At 60.7% G+C, this 11,954-nt stretch carries 11 protein-coding genes; 2 read left to right on the top strand and 9 right to left on the bottom strand.

The features are described 5' to 3' along the window. Positions 1 to 3 precede the first annotated feature (3 nt). Genes ABH939_RS11640 through ABH939_RS11600 form a run of 9 tightly spaced genes read right to left on the bottom strand, consistent with a single transcriptional unit; the run spans position 4 to position 8,896 of the window. A complete protein-coding gene (locus ABH939_RS11640; RefSeq protein ID WP_047269603.1) occupies positions 4 to 561 on the bottom strand; it encodes a hypothetical protein in 558 nt (185 codons plus the stop codon). Beyond that, positions 548 to 1,768, bottom strand: a complete 1,221-nt coding sequence (locus ABH939_RS11635; RefSeq protein ID WP_058227636.1) for an MlaD family protein — start codon at positions 1,766 to 1,768, stop codon at positions 548 to 550. The genes ABH939_RS11640 and ABH939_RS11635 overlap by 14 nt, the downstream gene beginning before the upstream one ends. Then, a complete protein-coding gene (locus tag ABH939_RS11630) occupies positions 1,765 to 2,793 on the bottom strand; it encodes an MCE family protein (protein ID WP_228401890.1) in 1,029 nt (342 codons plus the stop codon). Before ABH939_RS11630 ends, ABH939_RS11635 begins: the two co-directional genes overlap by 4 nt. A gap of 32 nt (positions 2,794 to 2,825) precedes the next feature. Then, positions 2,826 to 3,923, bottom strand: a complete 1,098-nt coding sequence (locus tag ABH939_RS11625; protein WP_003945762.1) for an MCE family protein — start codon at positions 3,921 to 3,923, stop codon at positions 2,826 to 2,828. After that, positions 3,920 to 4,975 (bottom strand): MCE family protein, encoded by a 1,056-nt coding sequence (locus tag ABH939_RS11620; RefSeq protein ID WP_404649674.1) that lies wholly within the window; start codon positions 4,973 to 4,975, stop codon positions 3,920 to 3,922. The genes ABH939_RS11625 and ABH939_RS11620 overlap by 4 nt, the downstream gene beginning before the upstream one ends. Beyond that, entirely contained in the window at positions 4,975 to 6,006 is a 1,032-nt protein-coding gene (locus tag ABH939_RS11615) for an MCE family protein (RefSeq protein ID WP_042449469.1), read from the bottom strand. Before ABH939_RS11615 ends, ABH939_RS11620 begins: the two co-directional genes overlap by 1 nt. Continuing rightward, positions 6,003 to 7,226 (bottom strand): MCE family protein, encoded by a 1,224-nt coding sequence (locus tag ABH939_RS11610; protein ID WP_404649640.1) that lies wholly within the window; start codon positions 7,224 to 7,226, stop codon positions 6,003 to 6,005. The genes ABH939_RS11615 and ABH939_RS11610 overlap by 4 nt, the downstream gene beginning before the upstream one ends. A gap of 3 nt (positions 7,227 to 7,229) precedes the next feature. Then, positions 7,230 to 8,087, bottom strand: a complete 858-nt coding sequence (locus tag ABH939_RS11605) for an ABC transporter permease (RefSeq protein WP_003945491.1) — start codon at positions 8,085 to 8,087, stop codon at positions 7,230 to 7,232. Then, positions 8,087 to 8,896, bottom strand: coding sequence for an ABC transporter permease (locus ABH939_RS11600; RefSeq protein WP_003945485.1), 810 nt, complete (start codon positions 8,894 to 8,896; stop codon positions 8,087 to 8,089). The genes ABH939_RS11605 and ABH939_RS11600 overlap by 1 nt, the downstream gene beginning before the upstream one ends. A gap of 541 nt (positions 8,897 to 9,437) precedes the next feature. Here ABH939_RS11600 and ABH939_RS11595 point away from each other — a divergent pair. Together ABH939_RS11595 and ABH939_RS11590 are read left to right on the top strand one after the other, a co-directional pair. Beyond that, positions 9,438 to 10,697: a TetR/AcrR family transcriptional regulator gene (locus tag ABH939_RS11595; protein WP_404649639.1), complete on the top strand. Its 1,260-nt coding sequence runs from the start codon at positions 9,438 to 9,440 to the stop codon at positions 10,695 to 10,697. Between the two features lie 34 nt (positions 10,698 to 10,731). After that, a complete protein-coding gene (locus ABH939_RS11590; RefSeq protein ID WP_269613096.1) occupies positions 10,732 to 11,937 on the top strand; it encodes a winged helix-turn-helix domain-containing protein in 1,206 nt (401 codons plus the stop codon). The last annotated feature ends 17 nt before the right edge of the window (positions 11,938 to 11,954 follow it).

Here is an 11,954-nt window from a genome sequence, read left to right as displayed (position 1 = left end):
GAGTTACTTGGTCTCGACGTTGCTCACGAGCCACCGGTCGCCCGAGCGGACCAGGGACACGACCATGCGGTACTTCTGTGTGTTTCCCTCTGGCGCTGCGACATTCTTGGCTTGTTGGTCGACGAACACGAGCACCTTGGCCGACGAATCGTCCAGTGATCCGATGCCGACGTCTGTCGCCGTCGCGCTCGCCTGGCCTTGGCCCCCGGCAACGACTTCCCTCAGGGAATCCACCATCGTTCGGTAGGTGCCGGCAAACTCGTCGGTCGACATCGAGGCGATGGTGTCCTTGTTGACATCGAGGTTCTGATAATCGAAGGAGGACATGATGGTTGAGTAATCCCGTGCGGTGTCCAAAGCCTCCTGCCGCAGCGTGTCTTCCTGATTCGCCGAGTACATCTGGAATCCGAGCACCGCCAATGCTGCGACCAGCGCTACCGCCATTAGTGAGATCAGTGCGTTGCGTGGCTCCTTCAGGCGGTGAAGTAGCGACGGAGAAGTCGGATGTTCGGCCACCTCGGCTTCTGTCTCGTCGAGTAGTGCGTTGTCACCGTGTGCCATTTCCCAGTCCTTCCAACATCAATCTCCAGTAGTTCAGGGCGTCGACTCCGGTCGGGACGAGAATCGGATCTGCGACGACGGGCGGTCCGATCGGAGTGCCCGGGACGGTCGAGTTCTGCAAACCGAGGTCGTTCGGACGCGGAGCATTCTGTGCTCCGCGTTGGACGAGGTCGTCGGCGGGGGGACAGTACATCGCCAGACTCGGACTGGTGGGAGACAGATCGCCGACCTCACGCCGAGGGGTGTCGTAGTTGCAGACCGGCCCCTGGGTCGCAACCAAGGCAAAGTCGGCGCGATCGCCTTTGACGATGGATGCCAGTTTGGCGAGACCTTCAGGAATCGTGACAAGTCCGGTTTCCAGGGCCTCTGTGCGGTCGGAGATGATCGGTGCGACAGTGACGAGATTGGCCAGGACCGCTCCGAAAGTGTTGTGGTACTTGTCGAACAACTGTTGAGCGCTGTTCAGGGCGGCGGGCGAATGATCGGTGAGGTAGATCAGCACCGGCGCATTGGATTCGAGTTGTTCGGTGAAGTTCTTGGCAGCTGCCATTCCCCGGACGAACGAATCCGATTGTGTCGCCATGGAGTCCACCAACGTGGAGGTTCGCGACAGCAGCGCAGCGAGTTCGGCCGACTGGTCGTTCAACTGCGCCGACATGGTCCCACCGTTGTCGATCATCGTCGCCAAGCTCGGGCCGAGCCCGTTGAACGAATTCCCCAGCTCGGTCCCGATGTCGCTGATCGCTTGTGGATCAATCCCTTCCAAGACACCGGACGCCTGAAGCATCAACTGGCTCATCTGGACCGGTTGCTGATCCGCGGGCATGGCGATCTCGTCGCCGTCCCTAAGATACGGGCCGTGGTCTGTGTTGGGGTAGATGTCGACATTCTGAATTCCGGCTGCGGTCCCCATCGTCACCTTGGCGACGCTGTCGGTAGGTATCTCGGTGTTGTCGTTGAGTGAGAGTTCCACCCGAGCCGTGCGGGTGCCTGCGTCGAGTTCGACTTCACTCACTTTCCCCACCTGTACGCCGCGATACGTGACGACCGTGCCCTTGGTCAGTCCGAAGGCGTCGGACATGTTGGCGTGCAGCAGGATTTGACCCCCGAAACCCTGAGGGCCGACCACGTAGACGATCCCGAAAGGGATGACCACAGCAGCGATCAGAGCGAACAGGACAAGTTGAACAAGCGCAAGGCGACTCAACGCAGACCTCCCTGAAGTAGATCGGTGAGAGTTCCCGCTGGTGCGATCGATTGACCGGCCATACCGCCGCTCCAGAGCTTGTCGATCGTTCCCGGAATATCCAGGGCGCCGTCGAAAACGAGGTAGTCGCCCTGCACTGCACCGGTGAAGTTTTCGAGCAACCCGTTCATGTTCGTCAGCGTCTGGCCGATCTCCGAGTTGAACGAATCCAGAGTCCCGACAACGGTCGACGCATCGTGCAGCATCGCGTCGAGGCCGTTGGGAGACGAGTCGAGAATGGTGTTTGCGTTGGTGGCGAGCTGAACGGTCGAGTTCAACAGGCTCGCAATCTGATCCTTCTGTCCCACGAGAATCGACACCACCTGTGGAACGGAATCGAGGTAGTTGTCGACAACTACGCGTTGGCCGGCCAGTTGGGAGGAGACCCGGGCAGCGAGGTCGACGGCCTCGTCGAACTCGCTGCGGTGACTGCTTGCCTCTGCCATGAGCGAGGTGAGGGTCTCGGTCAGAGAACGAACTTCACCGGAGCGCCCGGAAAACGCGGTGTTCAGCTCGCGCACCACGGTATCGAGTTGGTCGATGCCGCTTCCGGTCAGAACCGTGCCGAGGGTGGCAAGCGCACTTTCGACCTGCGGACCGATCTCGGTGCGAGACTCCGGAATTGTGTCTCCGTCGCTGAGCGTGGAGCCGGACGGAACTTCCGGCACCAAGAGTCTGATGAACGGATTGCCAAGTGCGGACGGGAGTTCGACGGAAGCTTCGACGTTGTCGGGCAATGGCGTCGCGGCGTCCAGACTCAGAGTCACATCGGCTCCGACGACATCGGCTGACAGCGCGGATACTCGACCGATGACTTTCTGGCCGCTGCGGACGTCTGCTCCCAACACCAGGCCGTCGGCGCCGGCCAGCTGCAGCGCCACGTTGTACGCGTCACCGTCGGCCGAACGACCCAGGGGTAGGTCTTGAATGCCTGCGCTACAGCCGCCGAAGGCGAGCACGGCCGCAGAACCCACACCGATGATCACGATACCGGCGATTATTCGAACCGATTGCCGCGTCAATTGCCACCTCCGGGGACGGCTCCGCCGGAAATCGCGGAGGCGATGCCGAGCGGATCAGAAGTGCTGAGGGGGAAGGAAATCGGATTCGTGAACCCGGCTCCGGTGCAGATCGGCAACTTGTAGGTGTCGCACAGCGGTTTCGCCACCGCGAACTGAGTCAATGCAGTCGAGACGTTGAGCCGAATGCGCCCGCGCTGATCAGGACCGATTGTCTGGGAGAGGTTCTGCATCATCAACGGCACCAGGTCCATGAACTCGGCGAGGCCGGGTTCTTTGGCAGCCAGAGTGTCACCGAGAACTCGCACGTTGTCGGCTATGGCACCGACATCATCGCCGTGAGTTGTCATGAAACTGTTCAACTGGTCGAAGACCACCTGCAGATCCTGCAGAGGCTGTGAGATGTCCATGTTCTGGCTCGCCCATTGATCACCCAGGACGCCGAGGTCGCCGACAAGTTCGTCGAGGCTGACCTGCCGTGCGTCCAGAGCATTCATCAAAGTGTTGAGATTGTCGACAAGGGCACCGATGTCTTCCGACCGAGCGCCGACAACTCCGGTTGCTGTGCTGAGGTTGCGAATTGCGGTGTTGAATTGATCGCCCTGGCCCTGCCACCCGGCGGCGCCGCGGCTCACGAGATCGCCGAGATTGCCCCCATCCCCGGCAAATGCGTCGGCCAAAGTGCTGACGCTTCCCATCAAGCCGTCGAAATCTATGGGGGAGTGGGCACGTTCGATCGGAATCTGGTCGCCGTCTTTCAGTGTCTCTCCGCCGGTGTACGCCGGGCCGAGTTCGATGTGTCGATCGCTGATCACCGATGGATTGAGGACATAGGCCGAGGCGTCGGCGGGCAGGTCCACGGAGTCGGGCATCGACATCGCTACTCGAACAGAAGTTCCGCGAGGTTCCACCGACGTGACCGTCCCGACGCCGACTCCGAGGACGGTGACCTTGCTTCCCTCGTAGATTCCGCCGACGTAGCTGAAATCGGCGTAGACGGTCTTGGACTGATCTGTTCGTCCGAATATGTACCAACCGGGCAGGGCGATCGCCAAGGTCACTACCAGCATGGCCGTGACGGCTTTTCGTGTATTCACTTGCAGCCCTCCATGATGCCGAGCGCGCAGAGCAGATTGTCCGGGATCACGGCCGCCGGCGCGTTGACGTCGGTCCAATTGCCGGTGCCGGTTGAATCGGTGACCGAACGCAGCGCGGAAGGAAGACGAGTCAACAGCAGGTCGATCTGATCTGCGTTGTTCTTCAGCGTGGTGGTGACCGCGACGAGGTTGTCGGTCATGGCTCCGAACTCGTCCTGACGATCGACGAAAGTGGTGGAGAGCTTCGAGATGATGATTGTCAGGTTGTCGACCAGCTGAGTCAGTGCGTCCTTGCGCATCGCAAGAGTTCGAACGATCGTCTGAGCATTGGCCGCAGCACCGACGATCGAATCGGTTTGTGCCGCAGCCATGTCCGACAGCTCACGAGACATGATGAGAATCTGGTCGATCTGTTCACTGTTCTGCGCGAAAGCCGCCGAGGCGCCGCTGATTCCGGCCAGAGCCCGGCCCACCTGATCGGAATCAGTGGGAATCACCTGCGAAAGGGTGTTCATCATGGACTCCATCGCCTGTAGGTCGACGCCTGTTGCCGCAGTGGTGGCATCACTGCTGACGTCGTCGAGGCTGTACGGCACGGTTGTGCGGGAGAGCGGGATGACCCGCGCCTCGGAGTCGTCGACCACTCCGGCCGGCACGATCTCCAGGTAGCGCTTGCCGAGGACCGTCTTGAGCCTGACCGTCGCCGTGCTCTGGTTTCCCAAAGGCTGGTCCTTGTCCAAGCGGAAGTTGACGACGACGTGGTCGCCGGCAAGGTCGATCGAATCCACTCGGCCCGCGGGAACCCCGGCCACGTAAACCGGATCGGTGTCGGAAAGCCCGCTGGCATTGGCTAACTCGGCTGTGTATGCCGACGTGCGTACGTTGTACCAGAGCTTCGGAATGCCCAAGGCGGCGCCGAGTCCCACCACCAGAACGAAGATTCCGAGACTGCCCAGGGCGAGAGCGGTGCCGCTACCGCTGCGACGGCGATCCCCTTTGAACAGGAAGAGCATGATGCCGACGAACACGTCGATCAGCTTGACCAGGAACATCATGAGCACACCGGCGAGTGTGTCGGACCGAAGATGTTGGCTTCCATGTCGCCTGCCTTCAGAGTGAAATTGCACAGATACAGGCTGATGAAACTTCCGTAACTTCCGATCCGGTTGGCGGCGTCGGCGAACTGGGGAAGGTTGACGAGAAGTCTGTTGAACTCGTCGGTGCTCGCAATCCAACTCCCGGTGACACTTTCGAGTTGTTGCACGGTCTGACCGAATGCACCGTTCGACCCGGCCATGATCTGAGCCAACGACGAGACAGTGCGGTTTCCCTGATCCAAGAGCGAGACCAGTTGATCGTTCTGCCCGACGACGGAAGTACTCAGATCGTTCAAACCGTCCAACAGGCCGACCAATTCGGGTTGACGCTCGTCGACGGAGGTGAGAAGTGTGTTCATGTTCGTGAGTAGTTGCGCGAAGACGTCCTGACGGTCGACCAGGCCGGAACTCATGGTCGCGATCTGGTCGAGCAGGGTGGTCATTGCCTGGCCCTGGCCGTTGAAGGTTTCGACAAAACTTCGCGTGAGCGTGTTGACCTGCTCGGGCTGCAGCGCGGCGAACAACGGTTTGAACCCGTTCATCAGGGCCGTCAAGTTGATCGGCGGTGTTGTCTGCGCCAGCGGTATCGTGTCACCTGGTTCGAGCTGTCGTGCGGATACCGTTGTTGCGCTGTCGTCCTGCGTCAGTGCCAGATATCGAGCACCGAGCATGTCGCCGTAGCGCACGGCGGCACGGACATCCGACTCGAGGGAATATCGCGACTCGATTTCGACGTCGACGATCGCCTTGCTCGTCCCGCCTCCGTTGTCGGCGAACGCAACCGAGTCCACGCGGCCGATACGCACACCCGACATGGTGACCGGGTTGCCCGGGTTGAGTCCTTCGACGTCGGTGAACTCGAACGAGTACGAATCGGTGCTTCCGCGAACCGGGACCGACAACGTGTTCGCCACGAACGACGCGCAGGCGACGCCGGTGAGACAGAAGAGTGACAACCGAATTACCTGGCCAGGACGGACCTTCACGGGACGGTCACCTCGTTACCTCTGACCATCGGCCCCAACATCAGTGTTGTTGCCGGGTTGGGGGTATCCGAGGGTTCCGGCGATCCGCCCAGTAGTTGATCTTCGAGGTACCGCAGGGAGGCCGCTTCGGCTACGCCGCCCACGACCGGGGCACTGACGGGTTGTTCAGGCGTCAGGTTGGAGCCCGAACACTGTGCTCCGCGCGAGTCACCGTACTGCGGGCAATCATCACCCGTGTATGGGAGCGGTTCGGCGAACGTGGCAACTGCTGTGATGTCGAACTTTCCGGTGGCGAAGACCCGAGCGCCCGCGGCGCCGAACGTACTGGCATTCGCGAGGGTGGAACGCAGTCCTCCGGGATTGGCCGCGGTGGTTGCGAGTATCTTTCCGGCGGAATCGATCACAGTGATGATGTTTCGGTTGTTCGCCCCGACAAAATCGTCGACGGTAGCGGCGAAGACTGCGGCCGCGCCGATCGAGGACTCGAGATTCGCTCTGTTGGCGACCATGTCGTTCGAGACGGTTGTGGCGGCTGCCAAGGTATCGAGAATGTCGGGGGTCGCATGGTCCAACGCGTCGACGACAGATCGAAATTCCGGAGTGGATTCCAGGAATTGGTGGGCGGCAGGAGCCAGTGCGCCGGAAGCGGCACTGAGATTGTCTATCGTGGCTCCGATCTCGGCTCCGTTTCCGTCCAGGGCTTGACCGAGTGCGGTCAGAGCCGTTTGAAGTTTCTCGGGTTGCATCGCGGTGAGGACTCCGACCAATTTGGTGTACACGTCGTAGAGGGCGACGGCCTCGGGTCCGTCGTCCATGTGGATCTCGTCTCCGTCCGACAGAGTCGTCTGGTCCTGCTCATTCGGACTGTCCACGAGCTGCATGTAGATGTCGCCGAAGAACGTGCGCGGAACGACGCGGGCCACCACGTCGGCGGGAATCTTCGACGCGTCATCCGTCTGAATCTGCAACTGCACAACGGATTCGGCGGTTCCTGATTCGATTTCGCCGATTCGGCCGACGTTGACGCCGTGGTACCGAACCGGAGCTTCACCGCTGATGAGACCGGCTGTGGCTGGAACAGCGACGAAGATGTCGGTGCTCTGCTCGAGATTTCCCGAACCGCGTAGAACCATTGTCACGGCGGCGGCGACGGCTACGACTATGGCGATCGCGCCGCGAAGGGCGTACACGATCTTCGTGCGTGTAGTGAGTCTGTCCACGGCTCAGACCCCCATTCCCGGGATCTGGGGCACGAGGCCCCACAGCGCGAAAGTCATCAGTACGTCGAGGATTCCGATCGCGAGGATCGCAGTCCGGAGCGCGCGCCCGGCCGCTTGCCCGACGCCGGCCGGACCGCCCGATGCGTAGTAGCCGTAAGCGCAATGAACCAGCGCGACAACAGCGGCGAACACCACGGCCTTGAGACCCGAGTACAGGAGATCCTGCGGAGAGATCGCCAGATGGAAGAAGTAGTCGTAAGTACCTGCCGATGCGCCGTTGAAGAACACGACGACCAGTCGGGTCGAGAGGTAACTGGCCAGGAGTCCGATCATGTAGATCGGGATGACACAGATCATGGCAGCGATCACCCGGGTACCCGCGAGGAAGGGGATCGATCGGATCGCCATCGAGTCCAGCGCGTCGATTTCGTCGGAGATACGCATGGCCCCGATCTGGGCGGTGAAACCCGTTCCGACCTTGGCGGCCAACGCGATCGCGACGACAACAGGGGCCAGTTCACGGGTGTTGGCAACCGCGGACAGCATGCCGGAGAGCGAGGTCATCCCGACAAGCTCGAGGCCCCGGTGGGTCTCGACGCCCAACATCATCGCCGCGGCCAGCGACATCGCGAAGACGATCCCGATGGTGCCGCCGCCGGACAACAAGGAGTTCGTGCCGAAGCTGACCTCGCTGATCTGACCGAGTACATGCTTGCGGTACTTGGTGAGCGCAAAGGGGATCGATGCGATAGTGCGGACGTAGAAAGTGACGTGCTGACCGAGGGAGACGAGGCCGTCGCCCGCGGTTCGCAGGGGTCTGCTCGCTTGACGTGCTCGAACACGGAGATCGACGAGCGACATCAGAATTCACCGACTGCCGGGACGATTACGGTGTAGAGCGCGGACAACACTGTGTTCACGATGAAGACGAGCGCGAACGCGATGACCACGGCTTCGTTGACTGCGTCGGCAACGCCGCGTGGGCCACCTTTTGCATGTAGACCTTTGAAGGTGGCGACCAAAGTCGAAGCGATGCCGAAGACCGCAGCCTTCACCAAAGCCATGACGAAGTCGGAAGATCGCCCGTACTGACTGAACGTTGCCATGAACGTTCCGGCCGGAAGATGCTGGACGTAGATGTGGTACAGGTAGCACGCGATCACACCGCCGAAGGTGACCATCGAACACAGTGCAAGGGAGACGATCACTGCCGCAACCAATCTCGGTGCGACGAGGCGCTCGATCACGTCGATGCCCATCACTTCCATCGCGTCGATCTCTTCCCGGATCTTTCGTGAACCCAAATCCGTGCAGATCGCCGATCCTGCGACACCGGCCATCATCAACGCGCACACCAGCGCCGCGGCCTGACCGACGATGATGAAAGCTACGACAGCTCCGGAATATCCACCGGCTCCGATCCGGCCGGCCAGTTCACCGACCGAGACGGCGATGAATACACCGATCGGAATCATGAGAAGCAGCGACGGGCCGGTGCTGACGCGACCGATGAACAGGGTCTGAGTAACCGTCTCGTGCAACGAGAGTCGTCTGCGCAGGATTGCCGTGAACAGACCGAAGAGTGCCTGAACCGAGAATCCGATCAGATAGCCCCCCTGTAACGCTACGTCTCGCACCGGGCCCTTCGCGGCTGGCAGCTCGTACGTCATCTAATTGAATTCCTTTGCAGATCAACAGTGTTCGGCACGGAGTTCGAACTGTTCGAGCGCTGGCGGTCGAGCGAACTGCCTGTGAAGCATCTCACACATATATGTGTCCAAGCAAGCATTATGTGAACCGAAATTCTCGTCGAACTGTCAGCCCTGTTGACCGAGTTTCCTTCATTGACGTGGAGATATCGGAACTATTCATATCGACATCCTGTGTATGTTTACGAATATTCCGAATCTGTCAGTCGGATTGCTTCGTGGATGCGGGCTGGATGCTTCGAGCGGTGACCCTACCCACTGCTGGTGGCCACAGGCAACGTTTTGTTAACGAAGATTCTCGATGGAAGCAACGGGGGAGGCGGCGAAGGGCGAGTGGTGTGTTCTGATCAAAGGCAGCGTTACCTGCATGTATGAAACTCTAGACGCGCGATGTGCTGAAATCGGTGTACGAGTTTTCAAAATCATGCTTATGCTGATTCTCGTCTGATGAGCAGGCGGATCGAAGTGCTTCGTGCGTGAGGGCTGGAGAGTGGGGTACACGGTGAGCCTGAACGATCAGTTCGTCGACGCGCAGACGTCGAATGGGACTGTTCGGCAGCCGAGGTCCGACTCCGTCAAGAGGCGACCGAAGGACCGCAAGGCGCAGATCGCGGCAGCAGCGGCAATCGCGTTCAGTGAGCGCGGATATCCTGCTGTCAGTGTCGACGACATCGCGTCGGCGGTCGGTATTTCGGGTTCGGCGCTCTATCGGCACTTTCCGAACAAGTACGCGATGTTCCGCCACGCGGCACTGGAGTTGACCGGAGCGCTCGCCAGTGCCCTCGATGCCGTTTCGGTTGCGCCTGCGGCAACCGATGCGCAGCGGTTGCGCGAAGATCTGATTGCAGTGATACGAACGACGATCCGCAATCGGCGTACGGCCGGAATCTATCGTTGGGAGAGCCGGTTTCTCGACGCCGATGATCGGAAATCCGTTCGAGCGCAAGCCAGTGCGGTCAATCGCCGAGTAGCCCGGTATCTTTCGCGTTCCGAACCCGCGATGACGGCGAGGGACGAGACCCTTGTCGTGGCAGCGATGTTCAGCGTCATCGGCAGCATCACCGTCCATAACCTGTTGCTGCCCCAGCGATCGATGGAGAAGGTTCTGCTCGACGCGTGTCTGGCGATAGATCAAGGTGAGGGTGCAATCACCGCTGGCCGCTTGGAGCAGTCCTCGTTACCACGAACCGTGACCACGAACAAACGTGAACGTCTCTTGCAGGAAGCCGTGCGCCTCTTCGACTCTCGCGGGTATCACGACGTCAGCATCGAAGAGATCGCCGCGGCCGCCGGCTTGAACGCATCCGGTATGTACCGCTACTTTCCCAGCAAGGCAGAGCTTCTCGGCGCCGTGTTCTATCGAGCTGCAGATCGCTTGGACTTGGCGACGGCAGCGGTCTTCGACTCCGCGACTTCGCACGAACAAGTGCTCCGGTCACTGTCGGCGATGTACGTGGAGTTGTCGTTTGCACAGCACGAATTGATGTCGGTCTACTTCTCCGAGATGAACAACCTTCTGCCGAGTCATCGAAGCGATCTGAAGAATCGCCAGAAGCTTTACGTGGTCGAATGGGCGCGAGTGCTCGGCGAGATTCGTCCTGAGCTGTCGGCAGTAGAGGCGAAGTTCGTAGTTCATGCTGCGCTCAACCTGGTCCCGGATGTCGGCCGCATGATGAAGTTCGACGCTGCCGCAGAGAACGCGGCCAGGTTGCAGGTGTTCATGTCGGCAGTATTGTTCGGCCGTCGGGCTTCGGCCGCCTGAAGCGTGTCGGTGAGTGTGCGTAGTCTGGCCCACTATGAGCGAAGTCGTGTCACTGGCAGCTGCCCGTCGCATAGCCCTTGCCGCTCAGGGATTCGGCAAATCGCATCCCACGACGGTGACGCGTCGCAATCTGGTCGGCGTGATGGACCGGCTGCAGGTGCTGCAGATCGACTCGGTCAATGTCTTCGAACGCAGTCACTACCTACCCGTTTATGCGCGATTGGGCGCATACGACAAATCCAGACTCGATCAGCTTGCCTTCACCCCCGGTTCGGGATACCTCGAATACTGGGGTCACGAAGCAACGTTCTTGCCGGTGGACATGTGGCCGTTGTTCCGCTGGCGGATGGACCAGTTTCGCGCCAAAGCGTTGAGTGACAAGGACGGGTGGGCTTCCGATCGGCGCGTCTTCCTCGATTGGTTGCGGCAGGAGTTGCGCGACAACGGTCCGATGGCGGCGAGCGAGATCGAACACGAGGCGAACACGCGGCGCGGTCCGTGGTGGGGGTGGTCCGACGTGAAGGTCGGGCTCGAGACGCTGTTCCGTTGGGGCGAGGTGGTCTCGGCGGGGCGCGCCGGTTTCGAGCGTCGTTACGGCCTGGCCGAGCAGATGCTTGCACCCGAGATACTCGACGCACACGTCGAGCGGTCGGAGGCGATACGCGAACTGGTGCTGCGGGGTGTGAAGGCACACGGTCTCGGCACCCTCGACGACATCGCCGACTACTTTCGTCTGCCCAGCGCAGAAGCACGAACGGCATTGCAGGAACTCGAAGATGCCGGCAGTGTGCGCCGGGTGTCCGTCGACGGCTGGGAGCGTCGAGGCAAGGCAAGGGAGGTGTGGATCGATCCGCGAGCGAAGCGTCCCAGGTCCATCCGTGCGGAAGCGTTGTTGTCACCCTTCGACCCGGTAGTGTGGGCACGCGATCGAGCGTTGCGGCTCTTCGACTTTCACTACCGGATCGAGATCTACACTCCGGCGCACAAGCGAGTTCACGGATACTACGTGCTTCCGGTCTTGATCGACGACAAGATCTGCGCCCGAGTCGATCTGAAGAACGACCGTCAGAACCGTCGACTGCTTGTCCGCGCGGCGTGGGCCGAACCCACCGCGGACGCCGACACTGCGCCGCGGTTGGCGGAACTCCTTCGGAGAACTGCGCGTTGGCAGGGCTGCGACACCGTCGAGGTGGAGAACAAAGGTACGTTGTCTCAGCAGTTGGCCGCCGCTATGACGTGAGCCTTCAGGTCGCGAGG

Origin of the sequence: Rhodococcus sp. 27YEA6 (assembly GCF_044908235.1) — a bacterium.
GTDB lineage: Bacteria > Actinomycetota > Actinomycetes > Mycobacteriales > Mycobacteriaceae > Rhodococcus_F > Rhodococcus_F qingshengii.
The sequence above is the reverse complement of the archived record's forward strand: the minus strand, read 5'-3'. Positions and strand labels throughout refer to the sequence as shown.